Consider the following 24603-nt stretch of genomic DNA (forward strand, 5'->3'; position numbering starts at 1 on the left):
CCCGAATTTTAGCCCAAATTGCCGGCGTTGCAAATACAAAAATCACAAAGCGTGGCCGGCTGAATATCCATAATAAAAATAAGCCTATTGCAGTGATAGGTTAAGCAAATTAAAAACCTTGATATTAATCAAATAAAAAACACAATAAATCAGCCAAACTACCCCGGAAGTAGTAGGGGTATTTAAGTCATATTCATTTTTTACTGTTAAGGGGTTTATATGAAGAAAAAGCTGATTTTTTCGTTGATTGGCTTGGGAGTCATCGGGTTTTTGGCGACGGTGGCTTATGTTAATCAGTTTGATAACCAACAACGTGATAAATTGTTGGCGCAAAGTGCGGTACAAAATCCGGCGGCAAAAGCGGTGGAAAGGGTGTTTTATGATAATCAATGCCAATATTGCCACACGCAAAACGCCGAAGTGCCGTTTTATATTCAGCTGCCGGTGATCAACGGCATTATGCAAAATGACATTGATAAGGCGTTGGATCACTTTTTATTAAGCGAAATCACCGCGCATTTTGACCAACCGCAAAATCTGTCGGCGGCGGCATTGGCGAAGCTGGAACGTGTCGTATTGAATGATGAAATGCCGATGAAATCCTTTATTCATCTGCACTGGGGATCATCATTAGATACCAATGAGCAAAAAATAGTGCTGGATTGGATTCGTCAGCAACGGCAAGATCATTTGTTGCCGCAAACCGCCGGCGTAGCCGCCGATCGCTTTATCCAACCGATTCCCGACAGCATTGAAACCAATCCGGCGAAAGTGGCGTTGGGTAACGTGCTTTATCACAGCACCGCACTTTCCGGCGATGGCAGCGTTGCATGCGCCAGTTGCCACGGTTTGAATAGCGGTGGGGTGGATAATCTGCCGACATCAACCGGTATTCACGGACAAAAAGGCGGTATCAATGCGCCGACGGTGTATAACGCCGCGTTCAATTTCGTACAGTTCTGGGATGGTCGTGCGGCAACGCTTGCCGATCAAGCCGGTGGTCCTCCGTTTAATCCGGTGGAAATGGGATCAAAAGATTGGGACGAAATTATTGCCAAATTGGATCAAGATCAAGCCTTAAAAGCGGCATTCTTACAAGTCTATCCGAACGGCTTCACCGGAGAAAATATCACCGACGCGATTGGCGAATTCGAGAAAACCTTAATCACGCCGAACAGCCCGTTTGATCAATTCTTAAAAGGCGATGAAAACGCCTTAACCGCACAGCAAAAACACGGCTATGCCTTGTTCCAACAATACAAATGCGACACCTGCCACAGCGGAATCAATATGGGGGGCACGTCCTATGAATTGATGGGCACGAAGGCGGATTATTTTGCGGATCGCGGCACGGAAATTACCGCTGACGATTTGGGTCGTTTCAATCAAACCCAAGATCCGCGCGATAAGCACCGCTTCAAAGTGCCAAGCCTGCGCAACATTGCGTTGACCGCGCCATATTTCCACGATGGGCAAACCGAAACTTTACCGCAAGCGGTAGCAACCATGTTGAAATACCAAAACGGTGTGGTGCTGCCGGAGCAAGATGTGAACGACATGGTTGAGTTTTTGCACAGCTTAACCGGTGAATATCAGGGCAAGCTATTGTTGAATGAGAACAGTAAACCTTAATATCTGATACTAAAACAATAAGCAAGTCGTTCAATGGCGGCTTGCTTTATTTATCTGATCCTGCATTATCCCCCTGCTAATTCCCCCCAATTTTGCTATACTGCGCCCCAATTAACCGTCGAATCGAGAACAGATTATCCCATGAAAACGATGAATACATTGTTTGCCACCACCGCGCGTGGATTTGAAGAATTATTAAAAGCCGAACTGACCGCACTTGGTGCGCAAGAATGTCAATTGCAGCAAGGCGGCGTTGCCTATCAAGCCGACGACAGCACGCTGTACCGCACTTTGCTGTGGAGCCGCTTGAGTTCGCGCATTTTATTGCCCTTAACCCAAAGCAAAGTCTATGACGACTTGGATCTCTATTCGACCATCACCCAATTTGACTGGCTACAACATTTTGACAGCAAAAGCACGTTTTTAGTCGATTTTAACGGCACGAACCAAGCCATTCGCCACACCCAATTCGGCGCAATGCGCGTCAAAGACGGCATAGTGGATTACTTTGAACGCAAAGGCGAAGCGCGCCCGAACGTAGAAAAAGAGTATCCCGATATTCGCATTCACGTTTATCTCAACCGCGAAGACGCGATAATCTCGCTCGATCTCAGCGGCGAGGCATTGCATTTGCGCGGTTATCGTGAGGAAAGCGGCAAAGCCCCGTTGCGTGAAACCTTGGCGGCGGCGGTGATTTTGCGTTCCGGCTGGGAACAAGGCACGCCGTTGGTTGATCCGATGTGCGGTTCCGGCACGTTGCTAATCGAAGCGGCGCAAATGGAAGCGCAAATCGCACCGCAATTAGGGCGTTTGCATTGGGGCTTTGATCACTGGAAAGGGCATAATTTTGAATGCTGGCAACAAGTGCGGTCAGAAGCGGAACAACAAGCCGAACAGCAGGCGCAAAAAAATCCGCAACCGCACTTTTACGGTTTCGACCTCGATCACCGCGTGTTACAAAAAGCGCAGCGCAACGCCAAACAAGCGGGCGTGGCACATTTAATCCGTTTCAAACAGGGCGACATCGCCGCACTGAAAAATCCGTGTGCCGCCGATGAAATCGGCACAGTGGTATGTAATCCGCCATACGGTGAACGTTTAGGCACAACACCGGCGTTGATTGCGCTGTATTCGGTTTTCGGGCAGCGCTTAAAAGAGCAGTTCGGCGGCTGGAACGCGTCGATTTTTAGTGCCGAACCGGAATTGTTGAGCTGTATCCGATTGCGTTCGCACCGCCAGTTTAAAGCAAAGAATGGACCGTTGGAGTGCTTGCAAAAAAATTATCAAATTAAAGCGCAAGATCCGACCGCACTTGATCACCCAGCGCCGGTTCAAGCAGAATTATCGGCTTCGGCAGGCACTGGTTTGGCGCAAGACTTCGCCAACCGTTTGCAAAAAAATATCAAAAAGATCGAGAAATGGGCGCAGCAACAGGGGCTGGACGCTTATCGTTTATATGATGCCGATCTGCCGGAATATAATCTGGCGGTGGATCGGTATGCCGATCATATCGTGGTGCAGGAATATGCCGCGCCGAAAAATATTGATCCGGCGAAAGCGCGTCAGCGTTTGCTCGATGCGCTCAGTGCAACCTTGCAAGTCACCGGTGTCGATACCAATAAACTGGTGCTGAAAGTGCGGCAAAAACAAAAAGGCAGCAGCCAATATGAAAAACTGGGCAATCAGGGCGACTATTTTGATGTGCAAGAATACGGCGCAAAATTGTGGGTCAATCTGACCGATTATCTCGATACCGGTCTATTTTTGGATCACCGCCTCACCCGCAAAATGGTCGGCGAAATGGCGAAAGGCAAAGATTTTCTCAATCTGTTTGCCTACACCGGCTCGGCAACGGTTCATGCGGCGTTGGGCGGTGCAAAAACCACCACAACGGTGGATATGTCAAATACCTATCTCAACTGGGCGGAGCAAAATTTAATCCTGAACGGCTTTGAGGAAAGCCGTCAGCACAAGATTATTCAAGCCGACTGCTTGCAATGGCTAGCAGAATGTAAGCAACAATATGATCTGATCTTCGTCGATCCGCCGACGTTTTCCAACTCGAAACGCATGGAGGAGAGTTGGGACGTGCAGCGCGATCATCTTCATCTGATGACGATGTTGAAAAACATTATCCGTCCGAACGGTACGATTATTTTTTCCAATAACAAACGCGGCTTCAAAATGGATTTCGACGGCTTGACCGCACTTGGCTTACAAGCGACCGAAATCAGCGCAAAAACCTTACCGCTGGATTTTGAGCGTAATAAACAGATTCATAATTGTTGGATCATCACGACATTATAATAATCAAAAAAGCTCTAGAGGGGCTGATTAATAATATAAAACAAAAGGAGAAAACATGAACAATCGCGTTTACGCCCATCGCGGCGTGTCGGGGCTGGCGCCGGAAAACACGCTGGCGGCGATTAAATTGTGCAAAGAATACCATATCAACTGGTTTGAGTGTGATATTGACGTGATCGGCGACGGCACGGTGATTTTAACCCACGATTCCACTTTAGATCGTTGCACCAATCGCAGCGGTGGGTATTATCACTTGCAACAAGCGGATTTGCCGGGCATAGACGCCGGCGCATGGTTTGGCGAAGATTTTCAAGGCGAACCGTTGCCGACCTTAAATCAATTGGTGGAATTGATGAATAAACAGCAATTGAACGGCAATATCGAAATCAAAAGTTGCGAAGCCGGCAAAGCGATGGCGTTAAAATTATTGGACGGCTTGCAACAGGCATTGACCGCACTCGACCCGGAGCGTGAAGTGATTATTTCCAGTTTCAACTTCTTGTTCTTAGCGGAATTGAAAAAGCGTTGTCCGCAAATTGCGGTGGCGTGTTTGTACGAATCTTATCAATCGTTAGACGACGCGATTACCACGTTGGAATGGGTTGGGGCGGAATATATTCATTTATCACAAGATGGTTTAACCCGTGAAACGGTCGCCCGTTTCAACAACGACGGTTATAAAGTGGCGGTTTATACCGTCAACAGCACCATGCGTGCCAATGAATTGTTTAACTGGGGTGTGTTCGCCGTGTTTAGCGACGTGCCGCATTTGTTTGCAGCGCGTTATCGGCAGGGTTAATTATGCTGTGCTCTTTGAGTATAAATTGAGTTGATAAGTCTAAGTAGGGGCGGATTAGATATCCGCCCGTTTGCGAAGTGCGGTATAATCATTTAATTAATAAGGAAAAAGTGTAAAGTGTGGTTCGAGCGGATATCTAATCCGCCCTTACGATAATATACATTTTTGAACTTGATTCGACAGGCTGAGGGACGTAATTCCCGCTATAAACTTGAGAGAAAAAAATGCAAAAAAATATTGTCATCACCATCGACGGTCCGAGCGGTGTCGGTAAAGGAACGTTATGCCAAGCATTAGCGGAAAAGTTGGGCTTTGAGCTGTTGGATTCGGGCGCAATTTATCGCGTGTTGGGCGTGGCGGCGGTGAAAAGTGCGGTCGCATTGGACGATGAAACCGCACTTGCGGCGTTGGCGGCGAAATTAGATATCCGCTTTGTGCCGGAAAACGGTGCGGTGAAAGTATTATTAAACGGTGAAGATGTCAGCAGTGAAATCCGCACCGAAATCGCCGGCAATAATGCCTCCAAAGTCGCAGCGTTTCCGCAAGTGCGCTCGGCATTATTGCAACGGCAACGGGATTTCGGCAGCGAAAAAGGGCTGATCGCCGACGGGCGCGATATGGGCACGGTGGTGTTTCCGCAGGCGCAAGTGAAAATCTTTTTGGATGCCAGCTCGGAAGAGCGTGCCGACCGCCGTTTTAAACAACTGCAACAAAAAGGCGTGGCGGCGGATTATGATCAAATCCTAAGCGAAATCAAAGAACGCGATTTTCGCGACCGAAATCGGGAAGTCGCCCCGTTAAAACCGGCGGACGACGCATTTTTATTGGATTCGAGCGCATTAAGTATTAGCGAAGTTGTCGAAAAAGCGTTACAATATGTCGATCAACGCATTCGCAAGACTGCCTGATTGATTTTTATGGTTTGTTCAAGGACGAACGAACCGATTGAAACAGCCCCATTTGGAAGGAATTCGAATGGACGTTATTAATTTATTTGAAGATTAAATATGACTGAATCTTTTGCTCAATTATTTGAAGAATCCCTAAAAGAACTTGAAACCCGTCAAGGTTCTATCGTTAACGGTACTGTTGTTGCTATCCAAAAAGGTTTTGTATTGGTTGACGCAGGTTTAAAATCTGAATCCGCAATTCCTGTTGAAGAATTTCTGAACGCCCAAGGCGAATTGGAAGTTAACGTCGGCGATTCAGTAAAAGTGGCATTGGACGCTGTTGAAGACGGCTTCGGTGAAACCAAGCTGTCTCGTGAAAAAGCGGTTCGCCATGAATCTTGGATCGAACTGGAAAAAGCCTACGAAGAACAAGCGACTGTTATCGGTTTAATCAACGGTAAAGTGAAAGGCGGCTTCACAGTTGAGTTGAACGGTGTGCGTGCATTCTTACCGGGTTCTCTGGTAGATACCCGTCCAATCCGTGATACCTTGCATTTGGAAGGTAAAGAGTTAGAATTCAAAGTAATTAAACTGGATCAAAAACGCAACAACGTTGTTGTTTCCCGTCGTGCGGTTATCGAAACCGAAAACAGCCAAGAACGCGAACAACTGTTGGAAAATCTGCAAGAAGACGCCGTGGTTAAAGGTATCGTTAAGAACTTGACCGACTACGGTGCGTTCGTCGATTTAGGCGGCGTAGACGGTTTGTTACACATCACTGACATGGCTTGGAAACGCGTTAAACACCCAAGCGAAATCGTGAACGTCGGTGACGAAATCACCGTTAAAGTATTGAAATTCGACCGTGATCGCACGCGCGTATCTTTAGGCTTAAAACAATTAGGTCAAGATCCTTGGGTTGCTATCGCTGAAAATCACCCTGTAAACAGCAAATTAAGCGGTAAAGTGACTAACTTGACCGACTACGGCTGCTTCGTTGAAATTTTAGACGGCGTTGAAGGTTTGGTTCACGTTTCAGAAATGGATTGGACCAACAAAAATATTCACCCGTCTAAAGTGGTTAGCGTCGGTGATGAAGTCGAAGTCATGGTATTGGAAATCGATGAAGAACGCCGTCGTATTTCTTTAGGCTTGAAACAATGTAAAGCGAACCCATGGCAGCAATTCGACGAGACCCACAAAAAAGGTGATCGCGTTGAAGGCAAAATCAAATCTATTACTGACTTCGGTATCTTCATCGGTTTAGAAGGCGGTATCGATGGTCTGGTTCACTTGTCTGATATTTCTTGGAATGTTGCCGGTGAAGAAGCGGTTCGTAACTACAAAAAAGGTGACGAAGTGGCTGCCGTTGTGCTGCAAGTTGATGCAGTTAAAGAGCGTATCTCTTTAGGTATCAAGCAATTAGAAGAAGATCCGTTCAACAACTTCGTGGCTGCCACTAAAAAAGGCGCGGTTGTAACCGGGAAAGCGGTTGAAGTTGACGCGAAAGGTGTTAAAGTAGAACTGGAAGGCGGTGCAGAAGGTTATGTACGCGCGGCTGATTTAGCACGTGAGCGTGTTGAAGATGCGACTACCGTGGTTAGCGTTGGCGATGTCGTTGAAGCGAAATACACCGGTGTTGATCGTAAATCCCGTACCGTACACCTGTCAGTGCGTGCTAAAGACGAAGCGGAAGACAGCGCGGCAGTTGCAAATGTGAACAAGCAAGAAGAAGCTATTCCGAATGCAATGGCTGAAGCATTCAAAGCGGCGTCTAAAAGCGAATAATTAATTGAACTTCACATGCGGATACCAAGTGCGGTATCCGCTCAAAATGAGGAGGCAGCATGACTAAATCAGAGCTTATCGAGAGTTTGATTCAACAAAATCATACGATTCCGGTGAAAAGCGTAGAGAATGCAGTTAAGAGTATCCTTGAATCCATGTCGCAAACCCTGGAAAACGGGGATCGCATTGAAATTCGCGGATTCGGCAGTTTTTCGCTCCACTACCGTCAGCCACGTGTCGGACGCAATCCGAAAACGGGTGACAAAGTGGATTTGGACGCGAAATATGTTCCTCATTTTAAAGCGGGTAAAGAGCTGAGAGAGCGCGTGAATCAGTCCAATTAAATAATAAAACGGTACTTAAATGGTGCCGTTTTTTATTGCCTGCAATTGAGCAAACCGCACTTTTTCGATTAAACGGAAATAAATCGCGGATTTATCTATATGCTTGATATGATTTTTGGCATAATAGGGGGGTGTTTGCTATAAAATTCAGGAGAATAGAATGATTAAATACATTTTAGGCTTTGCTATCGTACTGGCAATTGTCATTGTGGCGATTACCATTGGTGCGGATAATGATCAGGTGATTTCATTTAACTACATCATCGCAAAAAGCGAATTGCAATTATCCTCGCTTGCCGCCATTTTATTTGGTTTGGGCTTATTACTCGGTTGGCTAATCTGTGCATTCTTTGTATTACGCCTGAAAGTCAAAAATTTCCGCTTGACCCGCCAAATTAACCGTCAAACGCAGCAAATCACTGAATTGACCGCTAGCCGTGATAAAACAGTCGTGTAATCTCAATGCTTGAATTACTTTTCCTGTTATTGCCCGTTGCCGCCCTTTATGGCTGGTATATGGGGTATCGTAATGCTAAAAAAGGGCAGGACGAAGTCAGCAACAAGTTGTCCCGTGATTATGTCACCGGGGTAAATTTTTTGCTTTCTAACCAACAAGAAAAGGCGGTGGATCTGTTTTTGGATATGCTGCAAAAACAAGAAAATGAAAACGACATTCACAGCGACTCGCAATTTGAAGCCTCGCTAACCCTCGGCAATCTATTCCGTTCGCGCGGCGAAGTGGATCGTGCGATTCGTATTCACCAAAATTTAGTCGAAGATCCGAATTTCAGTTTTGATCAGAAATTATTAGCCAAACAGCAACTTTCGTTTGATTATATGAAAGTCGGTTTTTTGGACCGGGCGGAAAATATTTATATCAGTCTGGTTGATGAGCCGGAATTTGCCAATAATGCGTTGAAACAACTGGCAAAAATCTATCAGAAAACCAAAGAATGGAAAAAAGCGATAGATGTCACGGAAAAGCGTCAGAAAGTGTTTCCCAAAGCGAATAATACCGAATTGGCGCATTATTATTGCGAATATGTTGCCGCCGAAGAATTACCGAGCAAAGAGAACAAACATTATTTAACCCGTGCGTTAGAGGTGTCTGCCGATTGTGTTAGAGCCTCAATCGAATTAGCCTATATCGAAATGCGCGAACAGCAATTTCAAACCGCGATCGAACATTTTCAAAACATTTTATCACAAAATCCGGCTTTTTTATCGGAAGTGTTACCGCACTTGAAATGGTGTTACCAGCAATTACAGCAAGAAAATAATTATGAGTTATTTTTAATCAAAGCTAAACAACAATACAAAAGCGGGGCAATCGAGCTGGCATTAGCCGAATTGATTGATAAAAAGAGCGGTGCCGCCGTTGCACAGGCGAATTTATATCAGCAACTCAATGACATTCCGAGTATGGATATTTTCAACCGTTTGATTCAATACGATATTGATGAGGCGGAAAATGGCCGGGCCAAAGAGAGTTTGGTGCGTTTACAGCAGCTGGTCGAAAATAAAATCGGGCAAAGTTTTTCCTACCGCTGTTCCCACTGCGGCTATCGTAGCCACCGCTTGGTGTGGAATTGTCCGTCGTGCAACAAATGGGAAACCATCAAACCGGTGGACGGGCAGTATCAGTAAATAATTTTGGCAAAAATGTGCTCAGCCACATTTAAGATGAAGATAAACAGACCCTCGTATTTCAGCTAAATAAAAAGGAAACAGTATGGACAGTAAAGTTATCGTTGCACTTGATTATGAAACGGAACGGCAAGCCCTGAATTTGGTGGATCAAATTGATCCGAGCTTGTGCCGTTTAAAAGTCGGCAAAGAAATGTTTACCACTTTGGGAACGGATTTTGTCAAACAACTGCATAGCCGTGGCTTTGATGTGTTTCTGGATCTGAAATTCCATGATATTCCGAACACGGTGGCAAGAGCGGTGCGCTCGGCGGCGGATTTGGGCGTGTGGATGGTCGATGTCCATGCCAGCGGCGGTTTGCGCATGATGGAAACGGCAAAAAAAATCCTTGAGCCGTATGGCAAAGAAGCGCCGATTTTGATTTCTATCACGGTGTTGACCAGCATGGAAGATGTGGATTTATTGCAAATCGGTTTGAATGCCTCCCCAATGGAGCAGGTGATTCGTTTGGCGCGTTTGAGCCAGCGTGCCGGATTGGACGGTGTGGTATGTTCGCCGCAAGAGGTCGAGATTTTGCGTGCCAACTGTGGCAAAGACTTCAAATTGATCACCCCGGGCATTCGTCCCGAAGGGGCGGAATTTGGCGATCAACGTCGGGTGATGAGCCCGAAAGAAGCCATCGAAGCCGGTTCGGATTATCTGGTTGTCGGTCGCCCGATCACCTTGGCGGAAGATCCGGTCGGGGTGTTAAAAAGTATTAATGCTGCGATTGCCTAAGGTTGAAAATGTCGAATAACCCTCTCGTTTATTCCACCGCAACCGGTCGGGTGAAAGCGGAAAAACCGCAAGAAGTGATTGCCCGAGGCGATGGTATTGTGCGCATCCAACGCCAAGTCAGCGGACGTAAAGGCAAAGGCGTTTCCGTGATCACCGGCTTGGCTTTGCCGAGTGTCGAATTGGAAAAAATAGCGTCGGAGTTGAAAAAGCGCTGCGGCTGCGGCGGTTCGGTAAAAAACGGCACGATTGAAATCCAAGGCGAAAACCGTGAATTATTAAAGCAGCTTTTGCAACAAAAAGGCTATCAGGTCAAGTTGGCCGGCGGCTGAGCTATCTACCGAATAGCAGTATAACCACTGGCGTCTTTGCTGATTATATTAGCAAAGACGCTTTTCTTTTTAATTGAATCACTAATTTTCGTTATTGAAATAAATTTACTTGTGTGATTACCTTCCGTTATTTATAACCATTTAAAATTACTATCAAATAAATAATTTGATAGATATCACAATCTCGAAATAATACGCTTTCTAAAAATAATGATATTGGTTAAATTGCATTTAAATTTTCTAAAAAGAAAATTTAAATGTTCGTTTGACTTAACTTTGTTTAACCAAGCACGGAGATGTTGAAATGGAAAGATCGCTTAAAGCCGCATGTATCGGCGAGTTTTTAGGAACGGGATTGCTTATTTTCTTCGGAGTTGGCTGTGTCGCCGCTTTGAAAGTGGCGGGCGCTGGTTTTGGACAGTGGGAAATCAGTATTATGTGGGGAATGGGGGTTGCCCTTGCGGTGTATGCGACTGCGGGGGTGTCTGGAGCACACTTGAATCCTGCCGTCACCATTGCACTATGGAAATTTGCCTGTTTTGACGGCAAAAAAGTCCTGCCTTATATTTTATCACAGGTTGCCGGTGCATTTTGTGCGGCAGCGCTGGTTTACTTTTTATACCGCAATTTATTTATTGAATTTGAAACGGTGAATAATATTGTGCGTGGCAGCCAAGAGAGTTTAAGCCTCGCCGGAACATTCTCAACTTATCCGCATCCGGCATTGGGGCTGGCTCAGGCATTTGCCGTGGAAATGGTGATCACCGCCGTTCTAATGGCGTTGATTTTAGCGTTGACCGATGACGGTAATGGTTTGCCGCGTGGACCGTTAGCGCCATTATTAATCGGGATTTTGATTGCAGCCATTGGCGGGGCAATGGGCCCTTTGACCGGGTTTGCGATGAATCCGGCACGTGATTTTGGTCCGAAATTGTTTGCTTATTTGGCGGGTTGGGGGGATATTGCCATGACCGGCGGGCAAGCAGTACCTTACGCATTAGTTCCGATTTTTGCTCCCATTATCGGCGCTTTGATCGGGGCTTATGCCTACCAACGTTTGATTAATAAAAATTTACCTTGTAACACTTGCCAAATCGACTAATTAAAATAACAGGAGATGATTATGTCTGACAAAAAATACATTATTGCGTTAGATCAAGGAACAACCAGCTCGCGCGCATTGATTTTGGATCATGATGCCAATGTGGTGAGCGTGGCACAGCGTGAATTTACCCAAATTTATCCGCAAGCCGGTTGGGTTGAGCATAACCCGATGGAGATTTGGGCGACACAAAGTTCAACCTTGAATGAAGCGGTTGCAATGGCGGGCATTACACCGGACAGTATTGCGGCAATCGGTATCACCAACCAACGTGAAACCACGATTGTGTGGGAAAAGGAGAGCGGTAAACCGATTTACAATGCGATTGTGTGGCAATGCCGCCGTACTGCCGATATTTGCGAGCGGCTGAAAGCAAACGGACATGAAGAATATATCAAAGCCACAACCGGCTTGGTGGTTGACCCGTATTTTTCCGGCACCAAAGTTAAATGGATTTTGGATAACGTGGAAGGGGCGCGTGAAAAAGCAGAGCGCGGTGAGTTGTTGTTTGGCACGGTAGATACTTGGTTAGTATGGAAATTAACCCAAGGCCGCGCCCATGTCACCGATTATACCAATGCCTCCCGAACTATGCTGTTCAATATTCATACCATGCAATGGGACGAGAAAATGCTGGAAATTTTGGGTGTGCCGCGTTCGATGTTGCCGGAGGTGAAAAAATCCTCCGAGATTTATGGACAAACCAACATCGGCGGGCAAGGCGGGGTGCGGATTCCGGTGGCAGGAATTGCCGGCGATCAGCAAGCCGCACTTTACGGACATCTGTGTGTGAATCCGGGAATGGCAAAAAATACCTACGGCACGGGCTGTTTCTTATTAATGAATACCGGCGACAAAGCGGTACGTTCGCAAAACGGCTTGTTGACCACCATTGCGTGTAAAAGCGACGGTTCGCCCTGTTATGCGCTGGAAGGCTCAATCTTTATGGGCGGCGCTTCGATTCAATGGCTACGTGACGAATTGAAAATCGTACATGACAGCTATGATTCCGAGTATTTCGCGCAAAAAGTGCCGGATTGCAACGGCGTTTATGTCGTGCCGGCCTTTACCGGACTGGGCGCACCATATTGGGATCCGTATGCGCGCGGGGCGATTATGGGCTTGTCACGTGGTGCGAACCGCAACCACATTGTACGTGCGACCTTAGAATCGATTGCCTATCAAACCCGTGATGTGTTGGAAGCCATGCAATCCGATTCCGGCGATAGCCTGAAAAAACTGCGTGTGGATGGCGGTGCGACTGCGAATAACTTCTTAATGCAGTTCCAAGCGGATATTCTGAATGCGGATGTGGAACGTCCGAAAGTGAAAGAAGTGACCGCACTTGGGGCTGCCTACCTAGCCGGTTTGGCGACCGGTTTCTGGAAGGATCTGGATGAGCTGAAAGATAAAGCCAGTATCGAACGCACTTTCACGCCGGACGGCTGCGAAGAAAAACGCGCCCGGCGTTATAAAGGCTGGAAGAAAGCGGTAAAACGCGCACTGGCTTGGGAAAAAGACGACGAAGAATAAACCGCACTTTGCGTATTTTTGTTTAACCACTGTGCCAAATCAGGGCAGTGGTTATTTTATTTATACGAAAGTGCGGTTTTTACACGGATAAAATGTGATCTATTTCAAATATTTTGGGTTTTTGACCGCACTTTGTGGTGAGAATCATCAAAACTGCTTTCTAGATCGAGCAAGATTTGATAATCTGTGCGCTTTCTTGAAAACCGCCCCAAAAGGCGGTTATTTTATTTATAACAATATAAAAAACGGAGTATATTATGTCAGCTACTTTAATTGAAGTTCTTGGGTATATTGCAACTGCATTTGTCGCCGGTTCATTTTTATTAAGCTCTATGCTGTATTTACGTTTGATTAATGCGATTGGCGCAATGATGTTTATTGTCTATGGGATATTGATTGCCTCGATGCCGGTGGTGTTGCTGAACGTGTTTATCACTGTGGTGAATATTTATCAGATAATTAAATTAAAACGCCGGGCGTAATCGCACCGAGCGTGTTAAAAGACGGCGAAGCGTAGACCGCACTTCGGATGTTACTTTAACCACTGTTACTGTTTTAGTGACAGTGGTTTTTTAATTCGGTTGCGTAGACGCTAATCCGTATTCCGACTGAATTACAACACCATTGCAGCAATCCAACCGAACACTAACAACGGAATGTTGAAGTGGATAAAGGTCGGCACCACGGAATCCCAGATATGATCGTGCTTGCCGTCCACGTTGAGACCGGAGGTCGGCCCTAATGTGGAGTCGGAAGCCGGGGAGCCGGCATCGCCGAGTGCGGCGGAGACGGCAACCAAGGATACGGTAGCCAATTCGGAGAAACCCAAACTGATACAAATCGGCACATAAATCGCGGCAATAATCGGAACGGTTGAGAAAGAAGAACCGATTCCCATGGTGATAAACAAGCCGATTAACAGCATAATCATTGCGGCTAACCCTTTATTATCATTACCAATGGTTTCGCTGAAGGTTTGCACCAATGCCGCCACGCCGTCGGTTTCTTTGATCACGTTGGCAAAGCCGGAAGCGGCGATCATCACAAAACCGATCATTGCCATTAAGCGTAAGCCTTGTTGGAACAGATCGTTGCTTTCTTTCAGTTTGAAAATCCCCCCGAGCGCAAAGATAGCCAACCCGACTAAACCGCCGATAATAATCGAATCGGTGTAGAGTTGCAGGGCAAAGGTGGCAACAATGGCGATAATGCTGATTGCCGCATGGCGCGGGCTGATTTTAGCAATACGCTGTTCAATGCTTTCGGCGGTTGGCTCGGGGGTGGCGACAACATAATTGCGCGGTTTGCGATAAGTGATAAAAATGGCGGTCAGCAAACCTAAAATCATCCCGATAACCGGAATTACCATCGCACTGGAAACTTGTGCGGCATTGGTTTGTAAGCCCAAGGCTGCGCCGGTTTCATTGATTTTGGTGACGATAATGTTATCAATAAAGATCTTCCCGAAACCGACCGGCAGAATCATATAGGTTGCGGTCAAACCAAAAGTCAGCACGCAAGCCACCGCACGACGATCCAGTTTTAAACGGTTCATAATGTCTAACAATGGCGGCACCACGATTGGAATAAAGGCGATATGCACCGGCAGCAGGTTTTGCGAGGAAATCGCAAACAGAACCAACAGCAATAACACCAAATATTTAAACCAGAACAGCGCTTTTTCGCTCGGTTGTTTGCCTAATTTTTTAATCACCCGCATTGCCAATAAATCGGTTAAACCCGATTTGGAAATTGCCACGGCAAAGGCGCCGAGAATGGCGTAATTCATCGCGACGGCAGCACCGCCGCCCAAACCGTTGGTAAAGGTGGATATGGTCGTTTGAATATCCATGCTGCCCAATAAACCGGCAGCCAAAGCGGAAATAATCAGGGCGATAACCACATTAATCCGCATTAAACTGAGCGCTAACAGCAGAATAATGGATAACACCACATTGTTGGTGAGTAACATAATAAGGTTCCTTGAAGTTGGTTAAAATATAAAAACAAAAATTAAAGCGCAGCGATTGTAAAGCAAAATAAAATGATTTTCTCGATTTTATTGTGAATTCGCGGCAAATAGCGGAAATCCTCGCAATGTTTTTAAGCGATTGACCATATAACAGAATAATTCGGCGGTTTTTTCGGTGTCATACAACGCGGAATGCGCCTGTTTCGGATCAAAACTGATGCCGGCGGCATGACAGGCCTTGATCAACACATTATTGCCAAACATAAAAGCGCCGAGGGTGGCAGTATCAAAGGTGCCGAACGGATGAAACGGATTGCGTTTCAATTGGGTGCGCTCCGCCGCCGCCATTAGGAAGCCGTGATCAAAGGCGGCATTATGTGCCACGATAATCGAACGCTTGCAGTCGGCGGCTTTTTGGGTGCGGCGCACCATTCTGAATAATTCGCCAAGTGCGGTTTCTTCGCTGACCGCGCCGCGCAGCGGGTTATCGATATCAATGCCGTTGAATTTCAAGGAGTCGGGATTGATATTCGCCCCTTGGAACGGCTCAATATGGAAATGGCATTTTTCATCCGCTTGCAGTAGCCCTTGCTCATCCATTTTTAAGGTAACGGCGGCAATTTCCAATAGCGCATCGGTTTTCGGATTAAATCCGGCGGTTTCCACATCAATAATCACCGGAAAATATTCGCGAAAGCGGTTTTTCAGAAGATTGTAATCGGTTTGCGTGTTGTTTGATTCGGCGGTTTGCACGGCAGTGGTCAAAATAAGATCCTGTTTGACTGGAATAAAAAACGCCGAAATCCGACATATCAGCGGATTTCGGCAGAAAAAATTAATTGCCTAAACCGGCTTTGGCGCTTTTATTTTCGATAAATTCGATTTTGTACCCGTCCGGATCTTCCACGAAGGCAATGACGGTTGTACCGCCTTTGACCGGACCCGGTTCGCGGGTGACGTTGCCGCCGGCAGACCGCACTTTGTCGCAAGTGGCATAAATATCATCGGTGCCGATGGCGATATGCCCGTAAGCCGTGCCGAGTTCGTATTGTCCCACGCCCCAGTTGTAGGTCAGTTCCAGTACCGCACTTTTATCTTCGTCATCATAGCCTAAAAATGCCAGTGTATATTTGTATTCGGTGTTTTCACTGGTACGCAGAACGCGCATTCCCAATGCTTCGGTATAAAATTTAATTGAGCGATCCAAATCGCCGACGCGCAGCATAGTATGTAAAATTCGCATGATTAGTCCCCTAAATTGTTAACGAAACAATAAATATGGCATTATAATGTCAATTTGTGATTTATTACTATTTATTTTAGCACGTTGGACGTTCTATGTCAGACCATAACGAGAACAAAATTCGGATCTTCTTACTCTCTCTGCTGCCGCCGGTTTTGCTGTTAGGCGCGGAAACCGCACTTTTCTTTTCCCTGCCGCATTTAAATCGCTTTATTGCGTATTTTGCCTTTGCGGTATTGAGCGCACAATTGGTTTTGCAAGTGGTGTTTATCAAAGGCGAAATTTGTAACGGGCAACGTTTCCGTTTGGTCAACGCCGCGTTGTATTTGGCGCTTTATTGGGTGGGGCTGTTATTGCTCGGCGCATTGGCGGAAAAACGTTATATTCCGCTCATGCTGCTGATCGTGAGCGGTTTGTTAACGTTATTTGCAGTATGGCAACAACCGAAAGAGGATGAACGGCTTCAACGGGCTTTATTACTGTTTGCCAACGTTTGCGCGCTGCTCGGTGTGCTGGCATATCTTGCGATTTGGTGGAATTTGCCGCGGGCGGAATGGTTGTCTTACAGCCCGTTCAGCCAATTGTTTCTAGCCGTGGTATTGGCGAATTGGCTATTGCGGGTATCACGTAACCGTTTGCAGGGCTTGTTGCAATTGTTGCCCCGTCTGATGTTGTTGACATTATTGCTTAATGCGGTTTACAGCGTGATCGTGTTGTTATTGCTATATTTCAACTTGATTACGGTTATCACGCCATTGAGCGGTTTCATTCTGTATTTTGTCGTACATTTGCTTGCCGCTGCCATGTTAGGCGGCTCGATCAGCAAAAATAATCCGCTTAGGTTGCCGCATTTGGCAGTTTTGCTGATTCTGGCACTCAGTTTTCCATTTTGGTTAACTTGATATGTGGAAGAAGTGTCTGTTTGTATTCGCGGTATTGTCGCTGTTACTCGGCAGCGCACTGTTATATCTGTTACAGGGTAACGGCTTGCAGACCGTCACCAATTATTTCCTCATGCCGGATTATCAAATCCAGTTGAAACAAGCCCCGCAAATCGATTTTGACGGCATAAGGTTGCCGCAGCTCAAGCTGCAAACGGCGACTTGCCGGCTGGCGGAGGCGAACGATATTCGCTTAACCGGACAGCAACGGAAATTGGCGGTACGACAATTACAATTGGATTATGCCTGTTTGCAGCAACTGATGAATCAAGATAATACGGCGGAAGAGGCAACCCCTTTCACCGTCAATCGTTTGTTTGCACTGTTGCCATTGGGCGAGGTCGAGATTGCCGAATTGCATTGGCAACATACGGAAAGCGTACAACAACCGCAGTTGCAACAAATTTTGGCGGCGACGACCAGCGTAAGTGCGGTACGCCAAGGCAATGAAGTGCGCTTGCACCTGCGGGCAAGCGAAGCAAACGGAACCGCACTTTCGCGTGACAAGCAAACGCAGGCTGAACCCGAAACGGTTTCAGAACCCAACGGCAGCAGCAGGCAGGCTAGTGACGAAAATTCAGCGCTTCAATTGGAATCGGTATTATTTGATTTGAATGCGCGGCTTGTCGGGCAAAATTTAACGGCAACGGCGGTTTATCTGCCGGACAGTGAGCAATCGAACCAATTGACGTTTAACGCCGAACTGGCGGAGAGTTTTGCACAACTGCCATTGCGTGCGGATGTTGATTTTATTTGGCGTTCGCCTTATTTGGTGATTCCGCAAGGCGGAATGAAGCTGGTGTGGCAGGAAGAACAAGCCAACTTGCAGTTGTATGAAACGGTCGGGCAGCAACAGCACGAGCTCTTGAATTTGCCGTTTGATATTAAAAACGGCAATTTGCAAATCAGCAAAGCGCAGTTTAATTGGGCGAAAGATTTACCGCAGCCGATGACCGGTTTTTTGGATTTGAACCTGCAAGCGGAAGAGAGCCGTTTTTTCTGGAACAGTTTCCCGTTAAGCGTTAACTTTCGCCTGTCATTGCTTTCTAACGGCGAAAAAGGCAAGGGCGTGATTGTGATTCAAGGCTTGAACGGGAAAATCGAACGAGAGTCGCTGAATATCCCGCTGCAAGTGAACGGCGATGTGAAATCCTTCGACAGCATTTTTTATGCCGGTTTGCCGATGCGGATAGAAGGCCCGCTACATGACCCGATGTTACGTTTTTTAAGCGGTTCGTTATTACGTATGCGCGGCAATACCGAGTATATTGATATTGAAGAATTGCGTTTGCCCTTGGCTGGGGTGGTCGTCGGGCAATACGGTGTCAAAGGGCGTTTGCAGGCGATTCTGAAAGGCAAAACCCGGCAGTTTGATCAGATTGACTTGCACCTTGACGGACGTGCCAATGAGTTTATCGCCGGGATTCATTCCATTTTTAATATCCGCTCCGCCCAAAATGTGACAGGGTTAAAATCGGCAGCGGTAAAAGCCAATATCTGGAATTGGAATTTTTGGGGATACGCCGATATTCCCGGTTTGCGCAGTCTGGTGAGTTTGCGCGGCCGCGGATTTTGGCAAGATAATTTAATCCATATTCAATTGCTTGACGGTGAATTGGATCGCTTCGGGTTGTCCGGCGTTAGGGTTGACCCCTTGAAATTGACCTTGACCGAATCGGTCAAGTGGGATTATCAGCAGCAACAATTGCAAGGGGGATTGACCCTGAGTACGCCGAAAATTCAATTTGATTACGGCGGTGCGTTTCTCAAACCGGATATCGGGGTGCGCATCGAAGGCAAGGATTTCACCGATTTGAATTTGCGCAGCGAGCTGACCGCCGATAAACTCGGACCGATCCGTCTGTTCTCCCGCTATCAGGATGGCGTGTTACGCGGCAATATCTATTGGCCGCAACAGTCTGCCAATGTGTTCCAACCGCTGTTTCCGCCGCGTTGGAATTGGTTGATCCAACGCGGCACGATTCGTGGGCAAACCGCCTTTTCCATTACGCCGGAAAGTGGGGTGGTTGCCGGGGGACATATTGTGATTCAACAAGGCGATATTGCATTACCCGAAGGGGCGATCAGCGGCATTAATTTCTCTCTGCCGTACCGTTATCAGGATCAACGTTTCCAACTGGGCATTAAACAACCGGTCGAAGTGAAAATCGCGACTTTGGATAATGGGGTCAAACTGAAAAATGTGTCGTTACAGCTACAAGGGCACTATCCATGGACACGCAAACAGCCGTTATCGCTGTCAAAATTGCACTTAAATCTGTTAGGCGGCGAATTGGACGTGGATAAATTCTCATTGCCGCAGCATAATGCCGCTTATTTGCGTTTGAACAATATTGAGTTGAGCGAGGTGCTGGATTTTATGCAATATAACCAATTGGAGATGACCGGCAAGGTGAATGCCAAGCTGCCGTTTTGGATTGAAAATTCCCCTTGTATTGTGTGTGACGGCATTATTGAACAAGGCAGCGATTGGCGCATTCATTTGAGCGATGAGTTGATTGAAAAAATCGAACAGGGCGGCGGGATTACCGAACGGATCCTGACTAATTTGATGGAAACTATGGACGTGTATGATTCCAATATCAAGGTGAATTTACTGCAAGACGGCACAGGTTTAATGAATGCGCAAATTAAAGCCAATAATGCCTTACAAAATCCGATCTTTTTGAATTACAATCATAAAGAAAATGCCTTTGATTTATGGAAATCGATCAATTTCGCTTCGGAGCTGCAACAAAATTTAGAATACCGTCTGTACCAACGACGTGAACAATAGACCCTAGAGAGCCATTATGTTATTCAAGCTAAAATTTACCGCACTTTTGTTCAGTTTATCTGTCTTGCTCGGTTGCGTGCCGAAAATTCAGCTGGAAACGCCGAAAGAGGGGATTACCATCAATATGAATGTGGAAATCGAGCATAAGATTCAAATTGAAGCCGATGACAACACCCGTAAGATTTTGGCGGAAGACAATATCTTGCAACAATAGCAAAGGCAAAGTGCGGTCTGATTAGCGTGATCTGCACCGCACTTTCGCATGACTATTTATTCCCGCCTTTCCAATTTGCCCAATCAAAACAGCGTGTCGGCAACAAGCGGCGCAGCCACCAATAGAGCTTGGTCGGAAAAGTGACCTGATAACGGGCTTTCGGTTTGGCACTGTTCAGGCATTGCAATACTGCCTTGGCACAGGCTTCGGCAGGCAGCGTGAACGGGTTGGCATTACCTTTGGTGTTCAAGCGTGCCAACTGTTTTTCGTAGGCGGTTTTATGCACGCTGTGTTGCCAGTCAATATACTGATGAAATTTTTGCAATGCATTGGGGCGGAATTTGCTGGTGATCGGACCCGGTTGCAGCAAGCTGACGAAAATCTGACTGCCGAACAATTCGGTACGTAAGGTGTCGCACAAGCCTTCTAGGGCAAATTTACTGCTGTTATAAGCCCCGCGCCACGGCATGCCGGCAAAACCCAAAATGCTGCTGTTGACGATAATCCGCCCGTGTCCTTGGCGGCGGAACAGCGTCATGGCGTGCCGAATACATTCCCACGTGCCGAAGACATTGGTCTCAAACTGTTCGCGTAACGCGGCACGCGAAACATCTTCCACCGCGCCGGTCTGCCCGTAGCCGGCGTTACAGAAAATGGCATCTAAAGTGCGGTTTTGCCCGATATGTTGCAACACATGTTGGATTTGCGCCGAATCGGTCATGTCCAGTTGCACGCATTCCAGCCCTTCTTGTTGCAAACGCAGAACATCTTCCGCTTTACGGCAACTGGCGATCACCTGCCAGCCGTGTTGCCGTAAATAATGTGCGGTCGCATAACCGATACCGCTGGAACAGCCGGTGATGAAAATGGTTTTACTCATGCTTAGAGCCTGTTGATCTGTGTTTATAATTTGAGCCATAGTCCCTAATCCAAATGATGTAATAGCGTTTCGATGTGCTTCAATCCGTTTAAGCGGGTTTCGCTTAAACGTGAGGCAATGCCGCATTGCCGTAACAATGCGGTCACATCAAATTGCCGAATATCACCCAACGGCAGATTCTGTAACACACTTAACAACAGGTACAACAAGCCGTTCATAATCCGCGCTTCGCTGTATGCCGCGAAATGGTAATCCCCGTCAGCCCGCTTGTCTGCGCTAAACCGCACTTCCACTTCGCAACCGTGAATTCGCGTCATATTTTCCAGTTGTTCGGGCGAAGGAATCGGCAGTTTTTTACCAAGTTGAATCAGATAACGGTAACGTTCTTCCCAATTATCGAATTGTTCAAATTGCCGAATTATGTCTTGGTTGTTTGCCATCGGTTAATCTCTCAACAAGGCGAGTGCGTTATCTAAGGCGTTAAAAAACGCCTCGACTTCCGCTTCGGTATTATAAGGGGCAAACGACAGGCGCAACGTACTTTTTTGCCCTAAACGGGCAAGATAAGGTTGGGCGCAATGTTCGCCGGCGCGTAACGCAATGCCTTGTTCGCTCAGCAGCGTATTCAGATCAGACGTTGCCAAATCATCAAAGACAAAACAGACAACAGAACTGGCTTGCGGCGAGTTAAACAGGCGGGCGCCGGGATAACGCCGCAACCGCACTTTGGTTTGTTCGGCTAAATTCACTGCGTGCTTTTCAGCTTGCGCAAAATCGATTTGTTGCAACCAATTCAACACCGCGCCAAAGCCGATCACGGCGGCAATATTGGGTGTACCGGCTTCTAAACGATAGGGCAGCGTGTTAAAGCTGATCTGCTGTTTTGACACCCGATCCACCATTTTGCCGCCATACAGTAGCGGCGTGAGTTGTTCCAGTGCCGCTCGTTTTCCGCTTAACACGCCTAAGCCGTTTGGTCCATAGAGTTTATGGGCGGAAAAGGCATAAAAATCCGCGTCCAGTGCCTGAATATCCAGTTTAAGGTGCGCAATCGCCTGCGCGCAATCGACCACAATCAAGGCTTGCGGCGCAGTTTGACGGATGGTTTGCACCAACTCGGCAATCGGCTGTGCGGTACCGGTGACATTCGAGACATAGTTTAACGCCACCAATTTGGTGCGTGGCGAGAGCGCTTGTTGCAAAACCGCACTTTCGATCAGCCATTGATCGTTAATCGGCAATACGATGAGTTTCGCGCCACGCTGCTGCGCTACGACCGACCAAGTGACAAAATTGGCATGATGATCGGCTTCGCTGATAATGATTTCATCGCCTGCTTGGATTTGTGCTGCCAGCCCATGCGCCACCATATTGATCGCCTGCGTCGTGCCGCTGGTCCAAACGACACAATCGCTCGACGGCGCATTGATCCATTGTGCGGTCAACCGCCGTGCCTGTTCGTAAAGTGCGGTCTGTGCCGATTCATGCTGGCTGCGGTGTACCGACCCCGCACTTTGGTAGAACGCCAGCGTACTGTCGAGCAACACCTGCGGTTTCAACGCCGTCGCCGCCGAATCGAAATAAATTAACGCAGAATCTTGTTGCAGATAGGGGAAATCGGCTCGAAATACAGTTGGGTTAAAGTTAGGCATAAGCTATCCGAGTGGTTAAACAGGTCGCTATTATAAACTCAACGTTGTTCCTTACGCCACAAATACGGCTCTTGCGGATGGCGATCCTGCCAAAGCCCTCTTTTTTTCCATTGTGCTTCCAGTTGTGCCTGTTGGTATTGCGGATCTTTTTTATAGAAACGGTATGCCCAAGCATAACCGCTTTCCACCATTAACCGATTAATATTTTGGTGTTGCATATCATATACCGTTGCCAAGCGGCGGGCATATTGATCAATGCCGTCGATTTTCAGGGTCACGCTTTGTTTGTGGATCAGTTTAGCCAGTTGTTGTTTGGCTTGCTTGCCGTATACTTGCCCGTTTTCCGGTGCATCGATGCCGACTAACCGCACTTTGATTCGTTTGTGATTGTTTGTTAAGCAGGTGAAACTGTCGCCGTCACTGATATGAATCGCACGGCACTGCAAGGCATTAGTCGTAGTTTTGGCTTGGATTGTTATCGCAGAAAGTAACAAAAATGCAAATAAAAAGAAAAAACGTGTTATCGACACTTTACAACCTTATCTATTATCAGAAAAAAGCGGGAAATACAGTGACATTGATCACAAATTGAGGGAGAATTATTTCATATTTTTCCGTTATCACAAACCAAGATGAAACAAAAAGCCTTCGATTTATTGCGCTCCCTTGCGATTTTATATGCCGTTTTGTATCTCGGTATTGCGTTGCAACATCTGATTCCGCTCGGTGTACCGGGTAGTATCTGGGGATTATTGATCCTTTTTCTGTGTCTGACAACGCAGGTGATTAAAGTGGAATGGATTGCATTCGGTTCCCGCCTGTTGATTCGCTATATGGCGCTGCTGTTTATTCCGGTCAGTGTCGGGATTATCAAGTATGCCGATCTGCTGTTCGCCAATGCGAAACCGCTGCTGATTCCGAATATCGTCAGCAGCATGCTGACACTGGTGGTGGTCGGTTTGCTTGGGGATTATCTGTATGAACGGCATAGTATCCGCAAATTACGCCAAAAAGCCCGACACAAACGGCAACAGAGCTAGGAGGAAACGATGTTACAGGATTTGGCGCTTTATCTCTATTCGGGGCTGACTATTGCGGCATTTATGACCGCACTTTGGATTAACAAACGTTGGAAATCCATGGTGTTTAATTCCTTTGTGCTGACGTTATTACTGCTGTCAGGCATTCTGTTGTTACTGAACATTCCTTACGACAGCTATATGCAGGGCAACGCACCGTTGAATAATCTAATGGCGCCGTCGATTGTGGCACTGGCATTGCCGTTGTATGAACAGTTGCGCCAAATCAGCAATCGTTGGCGCAGTATTTTGCTGATTACCACCGTTGCCTCACTCCTCGCGATGTTTAGCGGGGCGGTATTGGCGTTGTTGTTAGGGGCAAGCGCAGAGATTGTGGCAACCATTTTGCCGAAATCGATCAGTATGCCGATGGCAATGGCCGTCGCCGAAACCGTCGGCGGCATTCCGTCGGTGGCGGCGGTCGGCGTGGTGCTTGCCGGTTTGCAAGGCTCGATTTTCGGTTATTTCATCTTACAAAAAATCGGCGTGAAACACCCCGAAGCGATAGGCCTATCGATTGGTGCGGTATCGCATGCGCTCGGCACCGCCCGCACTTTAGAGGTCGATCAGCAAGCCGGGGTATACAGCTCGATTGCATTGGTGCTGTGCGGCATTATCAGTTCGATTTTGGCGCCGTTGGTGTTTCATGTGGTGATTCTGCTGTTTTAAGTGCGGT

The 24603-nt window shown here is 47.0% G+C and carries 25 protein-coding genes; 18 read left to right on the forward strand and 7 right to left on the reverse strand.

Annotated features, from left to right (window positions below):
- Positions 1–219: 219 nt before the first annotated feature.
- From ACWA5Z_RS09545 to ACWA5Z_RS09605, 13 genes are all read left to right on the forward strand, one after another.
- Positions 220–1632, forward strand: coding sequence for a cytochrome c peroxidase (locus tag ACWA5Z_RS09545; RefSeq protein ID WP_431051798.1), 1413 nt, complete (start codon positions 220–222; stop codon positions 1630–1632).
- 150 nt (positions 1633–1782) lie between these two features.
- Positions 1783–3939, forward strand: a complete 2157-nt coding sequence (gene rlmKL, locus ACWA5Z_RS09550) for a bifunctional 23S rRNA (guanine(2069)-N(7))-methyltransferase RlmK/23S rRNA (guanine(2445)-N(2))-methyltransferase RlmL (RefSeq protein ID WP_431054329.1) — start codon at positions 1783–1785, stop codon at positions 3937–3939.
- Positions 3940–3994: 55 nt separating this feature from the next.
- On the forward strand, positions 3995–4738 hold the full coding sequence (locus ACWA5Z_RS09555; RefSeq protein WP_431051800.1) for a glycerophosphodiester phosphodiesterase family protein: 744 nt from the start codon (positions 3995–3997) through the stop codon (positions 4736–4738).
- Positions 4739–4962: 224 nt separating this feature from the next.
- A complete protein-coding gene (gene cmk, locus ACWA5Z_RS09560) occupies positions 4963–5646 on the forward strand; it encodes a (d)CMP kinase (RefSeq protein WP_431051802.1) in 684 nt (227 codons plus the stop codon).
- Positions 5647–5745: 99 nt separating this feature from the next.
- Positions 5746–7416: a 30S ribosomal protein S1 gene (gene rpsA / locus ACWA5Z_RS09565; RefSeq protein WP_431051804.1), complete on the forward strand. Its 1671-nt coding sequence runs from the start codon at positions 5746–5748 to the stop codon at positions 7414–7416.
- 59 nt (positions 7417–7475) lie between these two features.
- Positions 7476–7760, forward strand: a complete 285-nt coding sequence (locus tag ACWA5Z_RS09570) for an integration host factor subunit beta (RefSeq protein WP_084257964.1) — start codon at positions 7476–7478, stop codon at positions 7758–7760.
- Positions 7761–7920: 160 nt separating this feature from the next.
- Positions 7921–8217, forward strand: a complete 297-nt coding sequence (locus ACWA5Z_RS09575) for a LapA family protein (protein WP_431051807.1) — start codon at positions 7921–7923, stop codon at positions 8215–8217.
- Positions 8218–8222: 5 nt separating this feature from the next.
- Positions 8223–9407, forward strand: coding sequence for a lipopolysaccharide assembly protein LapB (gene lapB, locus ACWA5Z_RS09580; protein WP_431051809.1), 1185 nt, complete (start codon positions 8223–8225; stop codon positions 9405–9407).
- Positions 9408–9492: 85 nt separating this feature from the next.
- On the forward strand, positions 9493–10185 hold the full coding sequence (pyrF, locus tag ACWA5Z_RS09585) for an orotidine-5'-phosphate decarboxylase (protein ID WP_431051811.1): 693 nt from the start codon (positions 9493–9495) through the stop codon (positions 10183–10185).
- 8 nt (positions 10186–10193) lie between these two features.
- Entirely contained in the window at positions 10194–10514 is a 321-nt protein-coding gene (gene yciH / locus ACWA5Z_RS09590; RefSeq protein ID WP_431051813.1) for a stress response translation initiation inhibitor YciH, read from the forward strand.
- A gap of 304 nt (positions 10515–10818) precedes the next feature.
- Positions 10819–11616 (forward strand): MIP/aquaporin family protein, encoded by a 798-nt coding sequence (locus ACWA5Z_RS09595; protein WP_431051814.1) that lies wholly within the window; start codon positions 10819–10821, stop codon positions 11614–11616.
- 21 nt (positions 11617–11637) lie between these two features.
- Positions 11638–13149, forward strand: coding sequence for a glycerol kinase GlpK (gene glpK, locus ACWA5Z_RS09600; protein ID WP_431051816.1), 1512 nt, complete (start codon positions 11638–11640; stop codon positions 13147–13149).
- 257 nt (positions 13150–13406) lie between these two features.
- Entirely contained in the window at positions 13407–13631 is a 225-nt protein-coding gene (locus ACWA5Z_RS09605; protein ID WP_431051818.1) for a YgjV family protein, read from the forward strand.
- Positions 13632–13762: 131 nt separating this feature from the next.
- Here ACWA5Z_RS09605 and ACWA5Z_RS09610 read toward each other — a convergent pair whose 3' ends face one another.
- From ACWA5Z_RS09610 to gloA, 3 genes are all read right to left on the reverse strand, one after another.
- Positions 13763–15121, reverse strand: a complete 1359-nt coding sequence (locus tag ACWA5Z_RS09610; protein ID WP_431051820.1) for a Na+/H+ antiporter family protein — start codon at positions 15119–15121, stop codon at positions 13763–13765.
- An 87-nt stretch (positions 15122–15208) separates the two neighbouring features.
- Positions 15209–15886, reverse strand: coding sequence for a ribonuclease T (rnt, locus tag ACWA5Z_RS09615; protein ID WP_431051822.1), 678 nt, complete (start codon positions 15884–15886; stop codon positions 15209–15211).
- 70 nt (positions 15887–15956) lie between these two features.
- Entirely contained in the window at positions 15957–16364 is a 408-nt protein-coding gene (gene gloA / locus ACWA5Z_RS09620) for a lactoylglutathione lyase (RefSeq protein ID WP_431051824.1), read from the reverse strand.
- Positions 16365–16459: 95 nt separating this feature from the next.
- Between gloA and ACWA5Z_RS09625 the strand changes: the two genes are divergently transcribed.
- From ACWA5Z_RS09625 to ACWA5Z_RS09635, 3 genes are read left to right on the forward strand one after another with little or no spacing between them, the layout of a single operon-like run.
- On the forward strand, positions 16460–17266 hold the full coding sequence (locus tag ACWA5Z_RS09625) for a hypothetical protein (protein WP_431051826.1): 807 nt from the start codon (positions 16460–16462) through the stop codon (positions 17264–17266).
- Between the two features lies 1 nt (position 17267).
- Positions 17268–20102: a YdbH family protein gene (locus ACWA5Z_RS09630; protein ID WP_431051828.1), complete on the forward strand. Its 2835-nt coding sequence runs from the start codon at positions 17268–17270 to the stop codon at positions 20100–20102.
- A 16-nt stretch (positions 20103–20118) separates the two neighbouring features.
- Complete coding sequence (locus ACWA5Z_RS09635; RefSeq protein ID WP_431051830.1) at positions 20119–20316, forward strand: YnbE family lipoprotein; 198 nt, start codon at positions 20119–20121, stop codon at positions 20314–20316.
- Positions 20317–20368: 52 nt separating this feature from the next.
- Here the strand turns inward: ACWA5Z_RS09635 and ACWA5Z_RS09640 are convergent, their stop codons facing one another.
- From ACWA5Z_RS09640 to ACWA5Z_RS09655, 4 genes are read right to left on the reverse strand one after another with little or no spacing between them, the layout of a single operon-like run.
- A complete protein-coding gene (locus ACWA5Z_RS09640; RefSeq protein WP_431051832.1) occupies positions 20369–21196 on the reverse strand; it encodes an SDR family NAD(P)-dependent oxidoreductase in 828 nt (275 codons plus the stop codon).
- A gap of 44 nt (positions 21197–21240) precedes the next feature.
- A complete protein-coding gene (locus ACWA5Z_RS09645) occupies positions 21241–21636 on the reverse strand; it encodes a SufE family protein (protein WP_431051834.1) in 396 nt (131 codons plus the stop codon).
- A 3-nt stretch (positions 21637–21639) separates the two neighbouring features.
- A complete protein-coding gene (locus ACWA5Z_RS09650; RefSeq protein ID WP_431051836.1) occupies positions 21640–22848 on the reverse strand; it encodes an aminotransferase class V-fold PLP-dependent enzyme in 1209 nt (402 codons plus the stop codon).
- 38 nt (positions 22849–22886) lie between these two features.
- Positions 22887–23378: a thermonuclease family protein gene (locus tag ACWA5Z_RS09655; RefSeq protein WP_431051838.1), complete on the reverse strand. Its 492-nt coding sequence runs from the start codon at positions 23376–23378 to the stop codon at positions 22887–22889.
- A 102-nt stretch (positions 23379–23480) separates the two neighbouring features.
- Here ACWA5Z_RS09655 and ACWA5Z_RS09660 point away from each other — a divergent pair, with 102 nt between their 5' ends.
- Both ACWA5Z_RS09660 and ACWA5Z_RS09665 read left to right on the forward strand, forming a co-directional pair.
- Positions 23481–23888, forward strand: coding sequence for a CidA/LrgA family protein (locus tag ACWA5Z_RS09660; protein WP_431051840.1), 408 nt, complete (start codon positions 23481–23483; stop codon positions 23886–23888).
- 9 nt (positions 23889–23897) lie between these two features.
- Complete coding sequence (locus tag ACWA5Z_RS09665) at positions 23898–24596, forward strand: CidB/LrgB family autolysis modulator (RefSeq protein WP_431051842.1); 699 nt, start codon at positions 23898–23900, stop codon at positions 24594–24596.
- The last annotated feature ends 7 nt before the right edge of the window (positions 24597–24603 follow it).

Source organism: Testudinibacter sp. P80/BLE/0925 (assembly GCF_053570785.1).

Excerpts from the sequence above, each read along its gene's own strand:
- ACWA5Z_RS09545 (WP_431051798.1), top strand. The coding sequence starts at position 220 with ATGAAGAAAAAGCTGATTTTTTCGTTGATTGGCTTGGGAGTCATCGGG.
- rlmKL (WP_431054329.1), top strand. The coding sequence starts at position 1,783 with ATGAATACATTGTTTGCCACCACCGCGCGTGGATTTGAAGAATTATTA.
- ACWA5Z_RS09555 (WP_431051800.1), top strand. The coding sequence starts at position 3,995 with ATGAACAATCGCGTTTACGCCCATCGCGGCGTGTCGGGGCTGGCGCCG.
- cmk (WP_431051802.1), top strand. The coding sequence starts at position 4,963 with ATGCAAAAAAATATTGTCATCACCATCGACGGTCCGAGCGGTGTCGGT.
- rpsA (WP_431051804.1), top strand. The coding sequence starts at position 5,746 with ATGACTGAATCTTTTGCTCAATTATTTGAAGAATCCCTAAAAGAACTT.
- ACWA5Z_RS09570 (WP_084257964.1), top strand. The coding sequence starts at position 7,476 with ATGACTAAATCAGAGCTTATCGAGAGTTTGATTCAACAAAATCATACG.
- ACWA5Z_RS09575 (WP_431051807.1), top strand. The coding sequence starts at position 7,921 with ATGATTAAATACATTTTAGGCTTTGCTATCGTACTGGCAATTGTCATT.
- lapB (WP_431051809.1), top strand. The coding sequence starts at position 8,223 with ATGCTTGAATTACTTTTCCTGTTATTGCCCGTTGCCGCCCTTTATGGC.
- pyrF (WP_431051811.1), top strand. The coding sequence starts at position 9,493 with ATGGACAGTAAAGTTATCGTTGCACTTGATTATGAAACGGAACGGCAA.
- yciH (WP_431051813.1), top strand. The coding sequence starts at position 10,194 with ATGTCGAATAACCCTCTCGTTTATTCCACCGCAACCGGTCGGGTGAAA.
- ACWA5Z_RS09595 (WP_431051814.1), top strand. The coding sequence starts at position 10,819 with ATGGAAAGATCGCTTAAAGCCGCATGTATCGGCGAGTTTTTAGGAACG.
- glpK (WP_431051816.1), top strand. The coding sequence starts at position 11,638 with ATGTCTGACAAAAAATACATTATTGCGTTAGATCAAGGAACAACCAGC.
- ACWA5Z_RS09605 (WP_431051818.1), top strand. The coding sequence starts at position 13,407 with ATGTCAGCTACTTTAATTGAAGTTCTTGGGTATATTGCAACTGCATTT.
- ACWA5Z_RS09610 (WP_431051820.1), bottom strand. The coding sequence starts at position 15,121 with ATGTTACTCACCAACAATGTGGTGTTATCCATTATTCTGCTGTTAGCG.
- gloA (WP_431051824.1), bottom strand. The coding sequence starts at position 16,364 with ATGCGAATTTTACATACTATGCTGCGCGTCGGCGATTTGGATCGCTCA.
- ACWA5Z_RS09625 (WP_431051826.1), top strand. The coding sequence starts at position 16,460 with ATGTCAGACCATAACGAGAACAAAATTCGGATCTTCTTACTCTCTCTG.
- ACWA5Z_RS09630 (WP_431051828.1), top strand. The coding sequence starts at position 17,268 with ATGTGGAAGAAGTGTCTGTTTGTATTCGCGGTATTGTCGCTGTTACTC.
- ACWA5Z_RS09635 (WP_431051830.1), top strand. The coding sequence starts at position 20,119 with ATGTTATTCAAGCTAAAATTTACCGCACTTTTGTTCAGTTTATCTGTC.
- ACWA5Z_RS09640 (WP_431051832.1), bottom strand. The coding sequence starts at position 21,196 with ATGAGTAAAACCATTTTCATCACCGGCTGTTCCAGCGGTATCGGTTAT.
- ACWA5Z_RS09645 (WP_431051834.1), bottom strand. The coding sequence starts at position 21,636 with ATGGCAAACAACCAAGACATAATTCGGCAATTTGAACAATTCGATAAT.
- ACWA5Z_RS09650 (WP_431051836.1), bottom strand. The coding sequence starts at position 22,848 with ATGCCTAACTTTAACCCAACTGTATTTCGAGCCGATTTCCCCTATCTG.
- ACWA5Z_RS09660 (WP_431051840.1), top strand. The coding sequence starts at position 23,481 with ATGAAACAAAAAGCCTTCGATTTATTGCGCTCCCTTGCGATTTTATAT.
- ACWA5Z_RS09665 (WP_431051842.1), top strand. The coding sequence starts at position 23,898 with ATGTTACAGGATTTGGCGCTTTATCTCTATTCGGGGCTGACTATTGCG.